Annotated in this window: 18 protein-coding genes; 13 read left to right on the top strand and 5 right to left on the bottom strand. The window is 67.7% G+C overall.

The genetic code is table 11. The features are described 5' to 3' along the window. Nucleotides 1–10: 10 nt before the first annotated feature. Nucleotides 11–583, bottom strand: coding sequence for a DedA family protein (locus tag ASF87_RS13500; RefSeq protein ID WP_235558964.1), 573 nt, complete (start codon nucleotides 581–583; stop codon nucleotides 11–13). Between the two features lie 154 nt (nucleotides 584–737). Between ASF87_RS13500 and ASF87_RS13505 the strand changes: the two genes are divergently transcribed. The 6 genes from ASF87_RS13505 to ASF87_RS13530 all read left to right on the top strand — a co-directional run bounded on the left by ASF87_RS13505 (nucleotide 738) and on the right by ASF87_RS13530 (nucleotide 8,406). Continuing rightward, nucleotides 738–2,663 (top strand): GDSL-type esterase/lipase family protein, encoded by a 1,926-nt coding sequence (locus ASF87_RS13505; protein ID WP_235558965.1) that lies wholly within the window; start codon nucleotides 738–740, stop codon nucleotides 2,661–2,663. 305 nt (nucleotides 2,664–2,968) lie between these two features. Further along, nucleotides 2,969–5,245, top strand: coding sequence for a polyribonucleotide nucleotidyltransferase (locus tag ASF87_RS13510; protein WP_042541790.1), 2,277 nt, complete (start codon nucleotides 2,969–2,971; stop codon nucleotides 5,243–5,245). Between the two features lie 215 nt (nucleotides 5,246–5,460). After that, complete coding sequence (locus ASF87_RS13515; RefSeq protein ID WP_056376613.1) at nucleotides 5,461–6,489, top strand: aldo/keto reductase; 1,029 nt, start codon at nucleotides 5,461–5,463, stop codon at nucleotides 6,487–6,489. 80 nt (nucleotides 6,490–6,569) lie between these two features. Continuing rightward, complete coding sequence (locus tag ASF87_RS13520) at nucleotides 6,570–7,172, top strand: histidine phosphatase family protein (protein ID WP_042541788.1); 603 nt, start codon at nucleotides 6,570–6,572, stop codon at nucleotides 7,170–7,172. Between the two features lie 59 nt (nucleotides 7,173–7,231). Then, the gene (gene dapB, locus ASF87_RS13525) at nucleotides 7,232–7,972 is read left to right on the top strand and encodes a 4-hydroxy-tetrahydrodipicolinate reductase (RefSeq protein ID WP_042541787.1); all 741 of its coding nucleotides are present in this window, start codon (nucleotides 7,232–7,234) and stop codon (nucleotides 7,970–7,972) included. Then, nucleotides 7,972–8,406, top strand: a complete 435-nt coding sequence (locus ASF87_RS13530; RefSeq protein WP_056376614.1) for a hypothetical protein — start codon at nucleotides 7,972–7,974, stop codon at nucleotides 8,404–8,406. Before dapB ends, ASF87_RS13530 begins: the two co-directional genes overlap by 1 nt. A 6-nt stretch (nucleotides 8,407–8,412) precedes the next feature. Here ASF87_RS13530 and ASF87_RS13535 read toward each other — a convergent pair whose 3' ends face one another. The 3 genes from ASF87_RS13535 to ASF87_RS13545 all read right to left on the bottom strand — a co-directional run bounded on the left by ASF87_RS13535 (nucleotide 8,413) and on the right by ASF87_RS13545 (nucleotide 9,927). After that, entirely contained in the window at nucleotides 8,413–8,838 is a 426-nt protein-coding gene (locus ASF87_RS13535; protein ID WP_042541785.1) for an OsmC family peroxiredoxin, read from the bottom strand. Between the two features lie 89 nt (nucleotides 8,839–8,927). Then, nucleotides 8,928–9,491 (bottom strand): DUF4395 domain-containing protein, encoded by a 564-nt coding sequence (locus tag ASF87_RS13540; RefSeq protein ID WP_056376615.1) that lies wholly within the window; start codon nucleotides 9,489–9,491, stop codon nucleotides 8,928–8,930. 22 nt (nucleotides 9,492–9,513) lie between these two features. Beyond that, a complete protein-coding gene (locus ASF87_RS13545) occupies nucleotides 9,514–9,927 on the bottom strand; it encodes a thioredoxin family protein (protein ID WP_042541783.1) in 414 nt (137 codons plus the stop codon). Between the two features lie 95 nt (nucleotides 9,928–10,022). Between ASF87_RS13545 and ASF87_RS13550 the strand changes: the two genes are divergently transcribed. From ASF87_RS13550 to ASF87_RS13560, 3 genes are read left to right on the top strand one after another with little or no spacing between them, the layout of a single operon-like run. Then, the gene (locus tag ASF87_RS13550) at nucleotides 10,023–10,832 is read left to right on the top strand and encodes a thymidylate synthase (RefSeq protein ID WP_042541782.1); all 810 of its coding nucleotides are present in this window, start codon (nucleotides 10,023–10,025) and stop codon (nucleotides 10,830–10,832) included. Continuing rightward, nucleotides 10,829–11,305: a dihydrofolate reductase gene (locus ASF87_RS13555; protein ID WP_056376616.1), complete on the top strand. Its 477-nt coding sequence runs from the start codon at nucleotides 10,829–10,831 to the stop codon at nucleotides 11,303–11,305. The genes ASF87_RS13550 and ASF87_RS13555 overlap by 4 nt, the downstream gene beginning before the upstream one ends. Then, on the top strand, nucleotides 11,305–12,066 hold the full coding sequence (locus tag ASF87_RS13560) for an SDR family NAD(P)-dependent oxidoreductase (RefSeq protein ID WP_056376617.1): 762 nt from the start codon (nucleotides 11,305–11,307) through the stop codon (nucleotides 12,064–12,066). The genes ASF87_RS13555 and ASF87_RS13560 overlap by 1 nt, the downstream gene beginning before the upstream one ends. A gap of 44 nt (nucleotides 12,067–12,110) precedes the next feature. Here ASF87_RS13560 and ASF87_RS13565 read toward each other — a convergent pair whose 3' ends face one another. After that, entirely contained in the window at nucleotides 12,111–12,650 is a 540-nt protein-coding gene (locus ASF87_RS13565; RefSeq protein ID WP_056376618.1) for an NUDIX domain-containing protein, read from the bottom strand. 36 nt (nucleotides 12,651–12,686) lie between these two features. On the opposite strand from ASF87_RS13565, the gene ASF87_RS17535 reads away from it, so the two are divergent. The 4 genes from ASF87_RS17535 (at nucleotide 12,687) to ASF87_RS13585 (ending at nucleotide 16,449) form a co-directional block, all read left to right on the top strand. Then, on the top strand, nucleotides 12,687–13,133 hold the full coding sequence (locus tag ASF87_RS17535; RefSeq protein ID WP_082508924.1) for an EF-Tu/IF-2/RF-3 family GTPase: 447 nt from the start codon (nucleotides 12,687–12,689) through the stop codon (nucleotides 13,131–13,133). Between the two features lie 28 nt (nucleotides 13,134–13,161). Continuing rightward, nucleotides 13,162–14,139, top strand: a complete 978-nt coding sequence (dapA, locus tag ASF87_RS13575) for a 4-hydroxy-tetrahydrodipicolinate synthase (RefSeq protein ID WP_042541778.1) — start codon at nucleotides 13,162–13,164, stop codon at nucleotides 14,137–14,139. 68 nt (nucleotides 14,140–14,207) lie between these two features. Then, entirely contained in the window at nucleotides 14,208–15,884 is a 1,677-nt protein-coding gene (locus ASF87_RS13580; protein ID WP_042541777.1) for a ribonuclease J, read from the top strand. A gap of 70 nt (nucleotides 15,885–15,954) precedes the next feature. Further along, nucleotides 15,955–16,449 (top strand): GNAT family N-acetyltransferase, encoded by a 495-nt coding sequence (locus tag ASF87_RS13585; protein ID WP_056376619.1) that lies wholly within the window; start codon nucleotides 15,955–15,957, stop codon nucleotides 16,447–16,449. Nucleotides 16,450–16,498 lie beyond the last annotated feature (49 nt).

Here is a 16,498-nt window from a genome sequence, read left to right on the forward strand (position 1 = left end):
GGTGGGTGGATCACTTCCGGGCCCGGCGGGACACCACGTCGAGCACAGCACCGAGACCCACCGCGATGGCGACCGACACCGCGATCGCCACGATAGGGCCGCCCGGCACCAGCGCGGCGACGACGGCACCGACGGACGCCTGGTACGCAGCCCATCCGAGAGCCGCCACTGCGACGAGCAGCAGGTATCGACCCGGGGCGATATGCGAGGCGCCGGCGACGAGATTGATCGCCAATCGGGCGAACGGCACGAACCGAGCGGTGAAGAGCACCGTCGCTGTCCCGCCATCGAGGCGGCGTCGGGCCCAGTCGAGGGCCTGGCGCACACGCGGCGCACGCATCCATCGCCAGCGCTCGGTGCCGACGGTGCGGCCGATGAGATAGCAGGCGGTGTCACCGACTGCGGCCGCCGCTGCCGCGCACACGATCACCGCCCAGAGCGGGGGAGCGCCGGTGCTCGACGCGATGGCCCCGAGGGCGGTCACAGCGATCTCTCCGGGGACGACGACGAAGAACGAGTCGCCGAGCACGAGGAGGCCCATGATCACGAGGGCCCACGGGCTGCTGAGCAGATCGGACGGCACGCCTCCACAGTGCTCGGCGCAGGTGAACGGGAACCAACGTCCGCATAGCCGGTGACCAGCGCTCCAGCATCCGGTGAACTTCTGGTGCCAGGAGTCGTTTCCCGCGTCTCGCGGCTGACGCTGGCAGCATCCTGAGGTTGTGAGAGTCGCGATCGTGACAGAGTCCTTCCTTCCGCACATGAACGGTGTCACCGGATCCGTGCTGCAGATCCTCGGCCACCTCGAACGCGCAGGCCATGATGCGCACGTGATCGCACCCGATGCGGTCGGCATGCCCGCTCGGGTCCACGGCGCCGAGGTCGAGTCCATGCCCAGCCTCGCGCTCCCCGGCTACCGCAACGTGCGGGTGGGCACCTCGCCGGCACGCCAGGTCGCGGCATCGCTGCGCCGTTTCGGTCCGGATGTCGTTCATCTGGCCTCGCCCTTCGCCCTCGGCTGGCGAGGCGCGCTCGCCGCGGAACACCTCGGCGTGGCATCGGTCGCCGCGTACCAGACCGATGTGGCGGCGTACACGCAGAGGTACCGCATCCCCGCGGCGACGGGCGTCGCGCAGTCGCACATCGCTCGGCTCCACCGGCGGGCGACCCTGACGCTCGCACCATCGGCTGATTCGGCGCAGCAGCTCGCCGAACTCGGTGTCGATCGCATCCGCCGGTGGGGCAGAGGCGTCGATGCTGAGCGTTTCCGACCCGACCGACGCAGCGTGACACTGCGCGCGGAGTGGGGGTCGGAGGTCGTGATCGGCTATGTGGGCCGACTCGCCCCGGAGAAGCAGGTCGAGGACCTGGGTGTGCTGCAGACGATCCCGGGGACGCGTCTCGTCATCGTCGGTGACGGCCCGAGCAGGCCCAGGCTCGAAGCGCTGCTGCCTGGCGCTCTCTTCCTCGGGCACCTCGAGGGCGATGCACTCGCGGAAGCGATGGCATCGTTCGACGTGTTCGTGCACCCGGGGGAGAGCGAGACCTTCGGCCAGACCCTGCAGGAGGCGCACGCGAGCGGGGTGCCCGTCATCGCCACCGGACGCGGCGGTCCCCTCGGCCTCGTGCGCATGGGGATCGACGGATGGCTCTATCGGCCGGGCGATCTCGACGACCTGCGCATGCGCGTCGCCGATCTCACCGGAGACGCGCGCAAACGCCGGGCTTTCGGCGAAGCAGGACTCGCGGCGGTGCAGGGGCGCAGCTGGTCGAGCATCTGCGATCAGCTGCTGGGACATTTCGACGAGGCACGAGAGCTCCGTGCTGTGGATGCCGGACTGCGCGCTCGCCGTCTGGCGCGCCCGGAGCCCAGTGTGCCCGTCGACGCGCGTCGCTGGCAGCGATACGTGGCGTTGGGAGACTCGCTCACCGAGGGACTGTGCGACCCTGCACCGGACGGAGCGCTGCGCGGATGGGCTGACCGACTCGCGCTTCTGCTCGCCGCACGAGGGGGGCTCCACTACGCGAACCTCGCCATCAGGTCCAAGCGCGTGCGCGACGTGTGCGCCACGCAGCTTCCCCGGGCACTCGAACTCGAACCGGATCTCGTGTCGATCCTCATCGGGGCCAATGACCTCGTGAAGCCCCACGTCGACGTGGCGGCGCTCGCCGCAGAGCTCGAGGGTGCGGTCACGCGCCTCCGGAGCACCGGAGCGGATGTCCTCCTCGTCACACCGTTCCTTCCCCGTCGGCGCGCGGCCGCGATGTACACGAAGCGGTTCGCGGCGTTCGCCACGGCACTCACGGGCGTCGCGGCACGCACCGGCGCGATCCTGATCGACACGGACCTGCACCCCTCGCTCCCCGACCGCCCGAACTGGGGTGAGGACCTCGTGCACCTGAGCAGCCGAGGACATAGATTCCTCGCGTACCGGGCGGGGGAGATGCTCGCCGTGCCGCATGCCGACGCCCTCGGAGCCCTGGACGCGGCTCTGCACGAGAACGAGCCGATCGGGGCGGGGCTCTGGTGGCGTCGGCACGCGTTGCCATGGGTATGGCGACGACTGCACGGACGCACGGCGGGAGACGGGCGGGTCGCGAAGCACGACGACTACGTCTATCTCGGGCGATCGAGCGCCCCGAGCGATGTCACGGTCGGCTGACTTCCGGGCTGTCGCGGCGTGGAAAGACAGCCGGAGCGAGGACTTTCAATGCCCCGCTGATAGGCTGGACGCGGTCGGCGTATGTCGACCGGACAATTTCATATCGACTCATGGAGCGATCGGCGGAGAGCTGGTCCCCTGTGGTGGGTTCCTCGGCGCGACGTCGGGTGGCTTTCTACTGGTGGCCAGCGCAGGTGAGATTCGCGGGAATGCCCGCGCGCCCATATCCGTCAGAACCCGCTCCTTCATGAATGCGCTCGCGCGTCACACGGACTCGCGAGTCTAAACAAAGAAGGAGAGACCTCTTGGAAGGTCCTGAAATCACCGCCACCGAGGCCGTTCTCGACAACGGCCGCTTCGGCACCCGCACCATCCGCTTCGAGACCGGCCGCCTCGCGCAGCAGGCTCAGGGCGCAGTCGCCGCGTACCTCGACGGCGAGACCATGCTCCTCTCGGCCACCAGCGCGGGCAAGCACCCCCGCGAGGGCTTCGACTTCTTCCCGCTGACGGTCGATGTCGAAGAGCGCTCGTACGCCGCAGGCAAGATCCCCGGTTCGTTCTTCCGTCGTGAAGGTCGCCCCTCCACCGAGGCGATCCTCGTCTGCCGTCTGATCGACCGTCCGCTGCGCCCGTCGTTCGTCGACGGTCTGCGCAACGAGGTCCAGGTCGTCATCACCGTGATGTCGATCGCTCCGGGAGAGTTCTACGACGCTCTCGCGATCAACGCCGCTTCGGCGTCGACCCAGATCTCGGGCCTTCCGTTCTCTGGTCCCGTCGCCGGCGTGCGCCTCGCGTTCATCCCCGGTCACGGCGAGCACGCCGACCAGTGGGTCGCGTTCCCGAACGCCGAGCAGGTGTCGGAGGCCGTGTTCGACCTGATCGTCGCCGGCCGCGTCGTCACCAAGTCCGATGGCACCGAAGACGTCGCGATCATGATGGTCGAGGCTGAGGCCACCGAGGGCAGCTGGAACCTGATCAAGGCCGGCGCCACGAAGCCCGACGAGACCATCGTCGCGCAGGGACTCGAGGCAGCGAAGCCGTTCATCGCTCAGCTCGTGAAGGCTCAGGCAGAGCTGGCAGCGACCTCGTCCAAGGAGCCGGGCGTCTACCCGGTCTTCCCGGCATACAGCCAGGAGGTCTACGACTTCGTCGCAGGCCGTTCCTACGACGACCTCGTCGGCGTCTACCAGATCGCCGACAAGGTCGAGCGTCAGACGTCGGACGACGCGATCAAGGACCGCGTCCGGGCCGAGCTCATCGAGGCGACCGAGGCGGGCAACCTTCCTGCCGCCGCCCCGCTCGAGTTCTCCGCGGCGTACAAGTCCGTCACGAAGAAGATCGTCCGCGGCCGCATCCTCACCGAGGGCGCGCGCATCGACGGTCGTGGCCTGGCGGACATCCGTCCGCTCGACGCCGAGGTGCAGGTCATCCCGCGCGTGCACGGTTCCGCGATCTTCCAGCGCGGCGAGACCCAGATCCTGGGTGTCACCACGCTGAACATGCTCAAGATGGAGCAGCAGATCGACTCGCTGTCGCCCGTCACGAGCAAGCGCTACATGCACCACTACAACTTCCCGCCGTACTCGACCGGTGAGACCGGCCGTGTCGGCTCGCCGAAGCGTCGCGAGATCGGGCACGGCTTCCTCGCCGAGCGCGCCCTCGTGCCGGTTCTGCCGAGCCGCGAGGAGTTCCCCTACGCGATCCGTCAGGTCTCCGAGGCGCTGAGCTCCAACGGCTCGACCTCGATGGGTTCTGTCTGCGCGTCGACCCTGTCGCTGCTGAACGCGGGCGTGCCGCTGCGCGCACCCGTCGCCGGCATCGCCATGGGTCTCGTCTCCGATGAGGTCGACGGTGAGACCCGCTACGCGGCGCTGACCGACATCCTCGGTGCGGAAGACGCTCTGGGTGACATGGACTTCAAGGTCGCGGGCACCGGTGAGTTCATCACCGCCATCCAGCTCGACACGAAGCTCGACGGCATCCCGACGTCGGTCCTCGCGGGTGCGCTCACGCAGGCCCGCGACGCTCGTCTGACGATCCTCAACGTCCTGAACGCCGCGATCGACGCTCCCGACGAGATGGCGCCGACCGCGCCTCGCGTCATCAGCGTGCAGATCCCGGTCGACAAGATCGGCGAGCTGATCGGCCCGAAGGGCAAGACGATCAACGCGATCCAGGACGAGACCGGTGCGCAGATCTCCATCGAGGAGGACGGCACCGTCTACATCGGCGCGACCGACGGCCCCTCGGCCGAGGCCGCCCGTGCCCAGGTCAACGCGATCGCCAACCCGACCAACCCCGAGGTGGGCGAGCAGTTCCTCGGAACCGTCGTCAAGATCGCGACGTTCGGTGCATTCGTCTCGCTGCTTCCTGGCAAGGACGGCCTGCTGCACGTCACCGAGGTGCGCAAGCTCGCCGGTGGCAAGCGCGTCGAGAACGTCGACGACGTGCTCTCGGTCGGCCAGAAGATCCTCGTGAAGATCACGAAGATCGACGACCGCGGCAAGCTGTCGCTCGAGCCCGTGCTCGATGACGCTCCCGCAGCGGACGCAGCTTCAGGCGAAGAGGCCGCAGCCGAGTAATCGACGGCGCTTCTTGACGAAGCCCGGGTCGTCCTCGCGGACGGCTCGGGCTTCGTCGTATCCGATGTGACCAAACCGTTATCGGAAGTTCTCGCGCCGTTCCCTGGATTGGTCAGCGCGTTCGCGGATCTCGCTTACTCTCGAAAGTACGCACCGGGGGGTGCATTCGAGGCAGTGACGTAGGTCGGTACGCACCGATCGACGGGGGTGAGGATATGCGGTTGTTCGGCGTAGGCGCAGGAGCGTCGGTGGAGCGTGCGCAGCAGGGCGCGGCAGAGCACCCCTCCGCGCCCATACCCATCGTCGGCCCGGGAATAGGAGAGAGCATCCGCGTACCTCTCGGCGAGACCGGACTCGAGACCTTCCCGCTGATGCTCGGCGCGGCCGAGTTCGGCTGGAACGTCGATCTCGAGACGAGCCACGGGATCCTCGACCGCTACGTCGAGTTCGGCGGCAACGCGATCCACACGGCAGACGGGTTCTCCGGCGGACGCAGCGAGCACATCATCGGCCAGTGGCTGCAGTCCAGGGGGCGACGTGATCGCGCCCTGTTGAGTGTGCGGATCGGCGCCCACGCAGACAACCCGGGTCTCGGCTCGGTGAACCTCGTGCGCGCGGTCGAAGGCTCGCTGACGCGTCTGGGCGTCGACCGTATCGACGTGCTGTATCTCGACGCGACGCTCGACCGGACGACGAACCTCGAAGACACCCTCGCGACCGTCGAGTGGATGATCGACGCAGGCAAGATCGGCGCCCTCGGGGCGTATGGATTCGCACCCGAGCGGCTCGTCGAGGCGCGCATCCTCGCATCCGCGGGGTACCCGCGCATCGAGGTGATCGATTCCCCGTACAACCTCATCCGTCGTCAGCCGTTCGAGGGCGATCTGCGTCTCGTCGCCGGCGCGCAGAGCCTCGCAGTCACGCCGTCGCACGCTCTCGAGCACGGCTTCCTGTCCGGCAGGCACCGCAGCAAGGCGCTCACCTCGCAGGGCGTGCGCGGGGAGCAGCTGCGTGGTCACCTCAACCGTCGTGGCACGAAGATCCTGCGCGCTCTCGACCAGGTGGCGATCGAACTCGAGGTTCCGGTGGCAGCCGTGTCGATCGCTTGGCTGCTCGCGCAGCGCACGATCGCGGCACCGATCGTCAACACCTTCGCGACCGACCATGTCGACGAGCTGATGCAGGGCGCCGGCGTCACGCTCTCGCGCGCACAGGTCGCCGAACTCACCCGCGCCGGCAACTGAGCGTCGTAACGCCTCTGTCACAGACCTGGCATAGGGTGGAGTGAATCCCGGCGGATGCTGTCGATGAAGCGAGCGAGTTTGTGACGCATTACATATATCTGGTCAGACACGGTGAACATCAGGACGCCGAACACGGTCTCGCCGACGGCCCCCTGTCGCCACGCGGGCAGCGTCAGGCCGAACTCATCGCCGACCGGCTCTCCGGACTTCCGCTCGATGCCGTGTGGCATTCGCCTCTCCTGCGCGCGAACGAGACGGCACGGGCGATCGCGCACCGACTCCCGTCGGTCGACCCCGAACCGACCGCGCTCCTCTTCGACTGCGTACCCACGGGAATGACCGACGAGACGCCTGCCGCGTACGAGCCGTTCTTCGGCTCGGTCACCGAGGCTGAGCTCGACGCCGGCCGTGCACAGATGTTCGACGCGGTCAACGAGTTCCTGGTGCGCAAGCCGGGCGACGTGCACGAGGTGCTCATCACCCACAACTTCGTGATCTCTTGGTTCGTGCGGGAGGTCCTCGGCGCACCGGAGTGGCGATGGATGACTCTCAATCAGGCGCATTGCGGGCTGACCGTGATCGCGCAGAAGCAGGGGCGTCCGTGGACGCTGCTCACCCACAACGACACCGGGCATCTTCCGTTCGAGCTGCGCACCGGCATCCCTGACGCGATGTCGGTCTGATTCCCGATACCCCGGCCCGCCGCGTCGGTCGTGGTGCCCCCGAGAAATAGACTGAACGCATGACCACGCAGGTAGCACTCGTCGGCGGAACCGGGAAGCTCGGATCGATCATCGGTGCGGTGATCGACGGGCTCGAGGGCTTCGAGGTGAGTCGCGTGCTCACCTCTCGGAGCGACCTCGCTGAACTCGACGGGGCGGATCTCGTGATCGACGCCACCACGCCTCAGGTGAGCGTCGATGTCGTGCGCGCTGCGGTGGAACGCCAGATCAACGTCCTGGTCGCGACCTCCGGGTGGTCCACGGAGCGCATCGCTCTGGTGCGTCCGCTGGTCGAGAACGCCGGAACCGGGGCTGTCTTCATCCCGAACTTCTCGCTGGGATCGGTGCTGGGCTCAGCGCTGGCTGCGGCAGCTGCGCCGTTCTTCGGATCGGCGGAGATCGTCGAGGCTCATCACGCGGCGAAAGTCGACTCTCCGAGCGGCACCGCGGTGCGCACCGCGGAACTCATCGCCGCGGCTCGTGCCGAGCAGGGTCCCGTCAGTGCTCCGCATGCCGACCAGCGTGCGAGGGGGCAGCAGGTGGGCAGCGTGCCGATCCATTCGCTCCGGCGCCCCGGCGTCATCGCCAAGCAGGAGGTCATCCTCTCAGGGCCGGGCGAATCCCTGACGTTCACTCACGACACGGTAGAGCCGGCGCTCGCGTACGCTCCGGGCATCCGTCTGGCGGTCCCGTTCGCGGCTCAGGCGAACGGGGTCTTCGTCGGGCTGGAGAGCATGATCGATATCGGCATCCGCTCGTGATGTCGCGCATCGGCGTCGGTCTGATGGCCGCGGCGCTTCTGGTCTATCTGGCGGTCTCCGTGTGGCTGGCCGTGATGTTCTTCGCCGTCGCGACACCGGTGTCGATCGGCATGGGTGTGGCGTTGATCGTGCTCGCTCCGATCGGCGCCTGGGCGCTCGTCCGCGAGATGCAGTTCGGGTTCGCGGCCGATCGGCTGGGGCGCGCGCTCGATGCCGAAGGGGGAATGCCTGAGGCGGAGTCCGAACTCACCCCCAGCGGTCGGATCGCCCGAGCCGATGCCGACCCGCTCATCGCGAGGTATGCGGAGGAAGCGGACGCCGCGCCGGCTGACTGGCGCGCGCGGTACCGACTCGGTGTGGTTCAGGATGCGGCGGGGCGCCGCAAGGACGCCCGCGCCAGCATCCGCGAGGCTATTCGCGTCGCTCGCGGCTGATCCGATTCAGGCGAGCGTGGCTTCGAGCGTGATCTCGATGCCGGCCAGCGCCTGGGAGACCGGGCAGCCGACCTTCGCCTCAGCGGCGATCCTCTGGAAGTCCTCGGGGGAGAGCCCCGGAACGACGGCGTTGACGTTCAGGTGGCTCCCGCTGATTCCGACCCCGGGCTTGAAGGTGACCGACGCGCTCGTGTTGACGCGCTCCGGCGGAGTGCCGTTCTCCGAGAGCGCGTGAGACAGCGCCATGCTGAAGCACGAGGCGTGAGCCGCGGCGATCAGCTCTTCAGGGGTGGTGGTGGTGTCGCTGCCCTCGCTGCGAGCCTTCCAGTTGATCGGGAAGGTGCCGAGCTTCGACGAGGAGAACGCGACTGTGCCCGAGCCCTCTGCGAGGGATCCGGTCCAGGTGGTGGTGGCTTCGCTGGTGACGGGCATGATTCCTCCGTTGTCTCGCGCGCTGCTCGATGTGCGGATCGCGTGTTCGGCCAGCCTATCGACCGGTCGCTCGCGGCGGAACCGCAGCCTCAGGCGGAGGCAGCGCGGCCGATGACGCCTGCTCGTTGCAGCAGCAGATAGATCTGGCAGCCGAGGCAGAACGAGAACGCGGCGTTGAGGAACGCCGCGATGAAGGCGGCAGCGGTCGAGATGGGCAGCGCCCAGGGCACGCCGGCGAGATGCAGCAGGAGACCGATCGTCACGACGAAGAGACCGACCCCCTGAGCGAAGCGGGGAGGGCGCGGGTCCTCGAGCTCGCTCGGAGGTGCCAGTCTCGGACGCACCAGCCTTCGGAAGAGCACACCCCAGGGCGCGGTCCTCGGCGACAGCACACCCCACAGGAACAGCAAGGCGATCACGACGGTGAGGAGGAACGCCGGGTCCAGCGCGCGCTGTGTGAGCGTCGCCGAGCTGACAGCCCAGGTGTCCGAGTCCAGGTCGGCTGACGCCAGCGGTTGATAGGCGAACCAGCCGAACGTCCTGGCGGTCGAGATGCCGATGAGCCCGAGGAACGTCGCGACGAGCAGCAGCACCGTCGTGATCGTCGCTGCGAAGCGCGGCCCGCGCGGGTCGATGCCTGCGGGTGTGGTCATCTGCGTTCCGTCCTCGTCTGTCTCATACGGCGGCCAGCGCTTCGCTCAGTGCGTGACGGTGCGGCACGCCGTGGAATCGTGCGCGGACGGCGCCTGAACCGTCGACGACGAATGTCGTCGGTGTCTGCAGGACCCTGTAGCGGGCCGACAGATCCGGCCGATGCGTCAGATCGACCTCGACATGGTTCAGCCCGTCCGTCTCGGCGGCGTAGCCGCTCAGCATCCGCCGCACCTGAGGACAGCGAGTGCACATCTCCGTGCTGAACTGCACGAAGGTCGCTCGGGCGCCCAGCTGCGAGTCACCGGCATCGACCGGATCGAAACGCAGGTGACCGCCGCGGCGACGCCGTCCGTCGAGCAGACGCAGCACGACGCCGATGGCGACGGCGAGCACGAGCAGCGCTGCGGCGATACCGAGGGCGAGCACGGGAGACATGGCTCGACAATACGGCGATCTGAGAGCGTCGAGGACGATGTGTCGCATCGTGACGATCCGACTCTTCCGTCCTCGGGGCGGGTAGTCTGGCACACATGAGCGCAGCCGTCCCGACGCCGTACGAAGACCTTCTCCGAGACGTACTGGAGTCGGGCACCCACAAGTCGGATCGAACCGGCACCGGGACCACCAGTGTCTTCGGCAGGCAGATCCGCTTCGACCTCTCACAGGGGTTCCCCCTGATCACGACGAAGCGCGTGCACTTCAAGTCGATCGCGTACGAACTCCTGTGGTTCCTCAGGGGCGACTCGAACGTGAAATGGCTGCAGGACCACGGCGTCACGATCTGGGACGAGTGGGCCGATGCCTCGGGAGATCTGGGCCCCGTCTACGGAGTCCAGTGGCGAAGCTGGCCGACTCCCGACGGCGAGAGCATCGATCAGCTCGCGCAGGTGATCGAGCAGATCCGTCAGACTCCGGACTCGCGTCGACTCATCGTGTCTGCCTGGAACCCGGCGGACATCCCTGACATGGCGCTCGCTCCCTGCCATGCGCTCTTCCAGTTCTACGTCGCAGACGGCAAGCTCTCCTGCCAGCTCTATCAGCGCAGCGCCGATCTCTTCCTCGGCGTCCCCTTCAACATCGCGTCCTACGCCCTGCTCACACTCATGGTGGCGCAGCAGGTCGGACTCGAGCCCGGCGACTTCGTCTGGACGGGCGGCGACTGCCACATCTACGACAACCACCTCGAGCAGGTGAACGAGCAGCTGACTCGCGAGGCATACCCGTACCCGACGCTGCGGTTCGCTCGAAAGCCGGAGTCGATCCTCGACTACGGCTACGACGACTTCATTGTCGAGGACTACCAGCACCACGCTCCGATCCGGGCGGCGGTGGCGGTATGACGTGGGTCGGACTGATCTGGGCGGAGGCCCACGGCGGCGTCATCGGAGCCGAGGGTGGCATGCCCTGGAACGTCCCCGAGGATCTCGCGCATTTCAAGGAGATCACGCTCGGCGCGCCCGTGATCATGGGACGGAAGACCTGGGACTCGCTTCCGGAGCGTTTCCGTCCGCTCCCCGGACGCGAGAACATCGTCATCACCCGCCAGCAGGACTGGTCCTCGGAAGGTGCCCGTCGTGCGGCGGCCGTGACCGATGCGGTGCGAGGCCATGACAAGGTCTGGATCATCGGCGGAGCCGAGATCTTCCGACTCGTGATCGGCGACGCCGACCGCCTCGAGGTCACAGAGCTCGACATCGATGTCACGGGTGACGCCTACGCGCCGTCCAAGGCCGGGTGGCGGCTCGTCGACGAGGGGGAGTGGCAGACGTCCCGCTCCGGCATCCGCTACCGCTTCCTCGGATACGAGCGCTGATGCCCACCGCACTGATCACAGGTGCCAGCGCCGGACTCGGTGTCGAGTTCGCACGTCAGCTCGCCCGTCGGCGCGCCGACCTCGTGCTCGTCGCGCGGTCGGCGGACGCTCTCGAGAGTGTCGCCGCCGAGCTGCGCAGCGAATACGGCATCGCAGTCGAGGTACTCGTCGCGGATCTCGCCGAGGTCGCCGATGTGGACCGCGTGGCCGACCGTCTCCGCGACGCCTCCGATCCGGTGGATCTGCTGATCAACAACGCCGGATTCGGCCTGCCGCTGCAGTTCGCCGACAACGACATCGACGACGAGGTGCGTCATCTCCGCGTCCACGTCGAGGCGTCGATGCGTCTCATGCATGCGGCACTCGGGTCGATGCGCGGCCGCGGGGGCCGCATCATCAACGTCGCGTCCGTCGCCGGGTTCATCTCCCGCTCGACCTACTCGGCCTGCAAGAGCTGGCTCATCGGCTTCAGCCGCTGGGCGAACGTCGAGTACGCCTCCGACAGGGTCAGCGTGACCGCGGTGTGCCCCGGTTTCACGCATACGTCGTTCCACGAGCGGATGGGGCTCGCACCCGGGCACGAGGGTGTTCCGGCGTTCATGTGGCTCGACGCACGTGACGTGGTGCGTGAGGGGCTCCGGGATGCGGCACGGGGCAAGGCGGTCTCGATTCCCTCGCTGCGCTACAAGGCGATCGTGGCGATCGCGAGTCTGCTGCCGAGCTCGCTGACCGCCGGTGTCGCGCGACGAGGCCGCGTCTGATCTGAACGCCGACGGCACTCCGGCGCGAGCGATCGCTGCGCGGATCAGCGGAATCTACCGAGGCGGATGCCGGCGTATGCGATCGCGGCCACGGTCTCTCCATCGGTGATCCGGCCGTCCGCGATCATGCTGAGCGCCTCGGAGAAAGGCACCCAGGTGACGGCGTCGATGCCCTCCTCCGCTCGGGTGTGCGTCGAGTCATCCGCCCGCGTCATGGCGCGGGCGAGGAACACATGCTCGGGTGCGTGGGCGATCCCGTTGAGCGCGTTCATCGTCCCGAGCGACGTCCACTCGTCGGCGACGAACCCCGTCTCCTCGAGCAGTTCTCGCTGCGCGGCCACGAGCGGATCTTCGCCGTCGCTTCCCCCGGCGGGCACCTCGACCGAGATGCCTGTCGTGTAGCGCTCGAGGGAGACGAGGCAGACACGGTCCTCGTCATCGAGCGCGACCACGAAGACCGCCGGATGCCGCATTGTCACCACACCGTAGATCCCGTCGCCCGCGGGGCCGGTGACCTGGTCCTCGCGCACCTCGATCCACCGGTTCTCGTACACCGTCGACGACTCGCGTGTGACCCATGCCATGGAGTCGAGCCTATTCGGATCCCTAGTATCGACTGCATGGGATGGTTGTTCGGGCGCAAGCGCGACTCTGAGGATGCCAACGAGATGCTGCGCCGATACAACGAAGCGGAGGCCGCGCGACTCGCTGCGATGACCTCCGGCGTCGCGGGGGAGACGGCGACGGGCGACAGCACTCGCGTTCCGGCGCCCGCTTCGCTGTCGGTGCCCTCGGGGTCGACCGAGTTCCTGGTCGAGGACGTCTTCACCATCACCGGACGCGGAACAGTGGCGACGGGCACGGTCACGTCTGGCGTGCTGCGAGTGGATGACGACATCGTGGTGGTGCGCGACGGAGCTCTGCAGGCGCAGACGCGGATCACCGGCATCGAGATGTTCCGGAAGCACGTGAAAGAGGTGACGGTGGGAGAGCTGTCCGGTCTGGTGCTCCGCGAGAAGATCGAGATCGCCCGCGGAGACGTCATCCGCCCGGCCCCGTCTGGGTGAGCGGCACGCGAACCGATACGCTGGGGGCATGACGCACTCGGGCAACCCTTTCGGACAGGTTCTCGTCGCGCTCGTCACTCCGATGACGGCCGACGGCGAAGTCGATTGGCCCGCCGTCGAGAAGCACATCGATGACGTCATCACCGCCGGTGCTGACGGGATCGTTGTGACGGGAACGACCGGCGAGACCTCGACCCTGACGGACCCCGAGAAGCTCAAGCTCGTCGAGGTCGGGAAGTCGGTATCCGCCGGCCGCGCCAAGATCATCACGGGCGGCGGATCCAACGAGACCGCGCACGCGATCGAGCTGTACAAGGCGAGTGAGAAGGCCGGCGCAGACGGCATCATGATCGTCACGCCGTATTACAACAAGCCGACGCAGGCCGGCATCCTGACCCACTTCCGGCTCGTGGCCGATGCCACCGACCTCCCGGTGATCCTCTACGACATCCCCGGTCGCACGGGCGTGCCGATCAAGTACGAGACCATCCTCCGGCTCGCGAAGCACCCGAACATCCTCGCCGTGAAGGACGCCAAGGGCGACTTCTCCGAGGTGAGCCGCGTCTTGAATCAGACCGACCTCATGTACTTCTCGGGTGACGACGCCAACGTGCTGCCGCACCTCGCGATCGGCGCGACCGGTCTGATCGGGGTGACCGCGAATGTCGCGGCAGCGCCGTACCGGACCATCATCGATGCCGTAAACCGCGGCGACCTCACGACCGCGACCGCTGAGCACAAGCGGCTCGAGCCGCTCGTGCGCGCCGTCATGACGCACGTGCCGGGCACCGTCGCGGCGAAGTACATCCTGCACGGGCTCGGCCGTATCTCGAGCCCTCGCGTCCGTCTGCCGCTCGTCGGTCCCGAAGAGTGGGAGGCCGCTCTCATCGAGGACGAGCTCGATCTCGTGAAGGACGTCCCCGGCGCAGACTTCTCCAACTTCCGCCCCGACCGCAACGCGGCCGCGGGCGGTGCCCTGCCGAAGGTGCACGGCACGACCCGCTGACACCGGGCGCGGCGAGCCGCGTCACAACGAACGAACGGACGCGTCGAGTGTCCGACTGAGGAGACAGCATGTCCACCCCGATCGCAGAACCCGCAGCACTCGACGAGGGGACGCTGCGGGTCACCCCACTCGGCGGCCTCGGCGAGATCGGTCGCAACATGACCATCTTCGAGTTCGACGGCAAGATCTTGATCGTCGACTGCGGCGTGCTCTTCCCCGAGGAGCACCAGCCGGGCGTCGACCTGATCCTGCCCGACTTCGAGCCGATCAAGGGCCGCCTCGACGACATCGTCGGCGTCGTCCTCACCCACGGGCACGAAGACCACATCGGCGCGGTCCCGTATCTGCTCCGTCTGAAGAGCGACATCCCCGTGATCGGTTCCGGCCTCACCCTCGCGCTCGTCGAGGCGAAGCTCAAGGAACACCGCATCAAGGCGTACACGCTCACCGTGAAAGAGGGGCAGCGCGAGAAGGTCGGACCGTTCGACCTCGAGTTCGTCGCGGTCAACCACTCGATCCCCGATGCCCTCGCCGTCGCGATCCGCACCCCCGCCGGCCTCGTGCTGGCGACCGGCGACTTCAAGATGGATCAGCTGCCGCTCGACGGACGCATCACCGACCTCCGTGCCTTCGCCCGCCTGGGCGAGGAGGGAGTCGACCTCTTCCTCGTCGACTCGACAAACGCCGACGTGCCGGGGTTCACGCCCACCGAGCGCTCGATCGGACCCGTGCTCGACCAGGTCATCGGCAAGGCTCCGAGGCGCGTCATCGTCGCGAGCTTCTCCAGCCATGTGCACCGGGTGCAGCAGGTCCTCGACGCCGCAGCGGCGCACGGGCGCCGGGTGGCACTGCTGGGGCGCAGCATGCTGCGCAACATGACGATCGCCGAGGACCTGGGCTACCTGAAGGTGCCGAGCGGCCTGCTGATCGACTACAAGAAGGCGCGAGACCTTCCCGACGACAAGATCGTCTACATGTCCACCGGCTCGCAGGGCGAGCCCATGGCCGTCCTCAGCCGGATGGCCAACCTCGACCACGCGATCGAGCCCGGTGAGGGCGACACCGTGATCCTGGCCTCGAGCCTGATTCCCGGGAACGAGAACGCCGTGTATCGCGTGATCGACGGACTGACCAAGCTCGGCGCGAACGTCGTGCACAAGGCCAACGCCAAGGTGCACGTCTCGGGGCACGCCGCAGCCGGCGAGCTGATCTACTGCTACAACATCCTCAAGCCCAAGAACGTGCTTCCCGTCCACGGCGAGTACCGTCACCTGATCGCGAACGCGAAACTGGCTCAGGACACGGGGATCGACGCCGAGCGCACGATCATCGCCTCGAACGGCACCGTCATCGATCTGAAGGACGGCGACGCTCGCGTCGTAGGTCAGCTCGACCTCGGGTTCGTCTATGTCGACGGCTCGACTGTCGGCGCGATCACCGACGCCGACCTCAAGGACCGCCGGATCCTGGCCGAAGAGGGCTTCGTCTCCGTGATCGTCGTCGTCGACGCCGCGACGGGGCGCATCATCTCGGGACCCGAGATCCATGCGCGCGGCATCGCTGAAGACGATTCCGTCTTCGACGACGTGACGCCGAAGATCATCGCAGCGCTGAAGGAAGCCTCCGGCAACGGCGTGCGCGACACCCATGCGCTTTCTCAGGTCATCCGCCGCACGATCGGGCGCTGGGTCAACCAGAAGCTGCGTCGTCGTCCGATGATCGTCCCACTCGTCATCGAGGCGTGATCGGAGCTGCGCTCGCGGGTTCACAGTCGACCGACACTCGGCTGTAACGCCGACGGCGTACGCTCTCCTCATGCCGGACGTCTTCTCGATCCGACCCGCCGTACAGGCGGACGGGAGCTTCCTCGGCGACATGGTCGTCGAGGCGGCGAACTGGCGTTCGGGCGGAGCACGACCACGCCACGAGATCCTCACCGCGGTCGAGCACCGGCGCTATGTGGCCGGATGGATGCGGCCGGCGGATGCCGGCTTCCTCGCCGTCGATGCCGACGGGCGCCCGATCGGCGCCGCGTGGTATCGCATGCTGTCGCCGGATGACGCGGGTTTCGGATTCGTCGGGACCGCCGTGCCGGAGCTCATCATCGGCGTGCAGCCGATCTGGCGTGCTCACGGCGTCGGGCGCACGTTGCTCCGACGTCTCGTGGTCCACGCTCGCGAGCAGGGGCACCCTCGGCTCAGCCTCAGCGTGGAACGGGACAACTTCGCGCGGACCCTGTACCGATCGGAGGGCTTCGTGGTCACCGACGCAGGGAGCGTCCGCGACACGATGGTGTACCGCACGTCCTGAACCATCGCCGCCCGCCGGCGGAAGACCGCGGAATGCCGCGTCATTACGG

Origin of the sequence: Microbacterium sp. Leaf161 (assembly GCF_001423645.1) — a bacterium.
GTDB lineage: Bacteria > Actinomycetota > Actinomycetes > Actinomycetales > Microbacteriaceae > Microbacterium > Microbacterium forte.

Bases quoted from the DNA above. Each gene is read 5' to 3' on its own strand.
- ASF87_RS13535 (WP_042541785.1), bottom strand. From the start codon at position 8,838: ATGCCCGTCACCAGCGAAGCCACCACCACCTGGACCGGATCCCTCGCA.
- ASF87_RS17535 (WP_082508924.1), top strand. From the start codon at position 12,687: ATGGGATGGTTGTTCGGGCGCAAGCGCGACTCTGAGGATGCCAACGAG.
- ASF87_RS13545 (WP_042541783.1), bottom strand. From the start codon at position 9,927: ATGTCTCCCGTGCTCGCCCTCGGTATCGCCGCAGCGCTGCTCGTGCTC.
- ASF87_RS13580 (WP_042541777.1), top strand. From the start codon at position 14,208: ATGTCCACCCCGATCGCAGAACCCGCAGCACTCGACGAGGGGACGCTG.
- ASF87_RS13515 (WP_056376613.1), top strand. From the start codon at position 5,461: ATGCGGTTGTTCGGCGTAGGCGCAGGAGCGTCGGTGGAGCGTGCGCAG.
- ASF87_RS13565 (WP_056376618.1), bottom strand. From the start codon at position 12,650: ATGGCATGGGTCACACGCGAGTCGTCGACGGTGTACGAGAACCGGTGG.
- dapB (WP_042541787.1), top strand. From the start codon at position 7,232: ATGACCACGCAGGTAGCACTCGTCGGCGGAACCGGGAAGCTCGGATCG.
- ASF87_RS13540 (WP_056376615.1), bottom strand. From the start codon at position 9,491: ATGACCACACCCGCAGGCATCGACCCGCGCGGGCCGCGCTTCGCAGCG.
- dapA (WP_042541778.1), top strand. From the start codon at position 13,162: ATGACGCACTCGGGCAACCCTTTCGGACAGGTTCTCGTCGCGCTCGTC.
- ASF87_RS13555 (WP_056376616.1), top strand. From the start codon at position 10,829: ATGACGTGGGTCGGACTGATCTGGGCGGAGGCCCACGGCGGCGTCATC.
- ASF87_RS13585 (WP_056376619.1), top strand. From the start codon at position 15,955: ATGCCGGACGTCTTCTCGATCCGACCCGCCGTACAGGCGGACGGGAGC.
- ASF87_RS13550 (WP_042541782.1), top strand. From the start codon at position 10,023: ATGAGCGCAGCCGTCCCGACGCCGTACGAAGACCTTCTCCGAGACGTA.
- ASF87_RS13560 (WP_056376617.1), top strand. From the start codon at position 11,305: ATGCCCACCGCACTGATCACAGGTGCCAGCGCCGGACTCGGTGTCGAG.
- ASF87_RS13530 (WP_056376614.1), top strand. From the start codon at position 7,972: ATGTCGCGCATCGGCGTCGGTCTGATGGCCGCGGCGCTTCTGGTCTAT.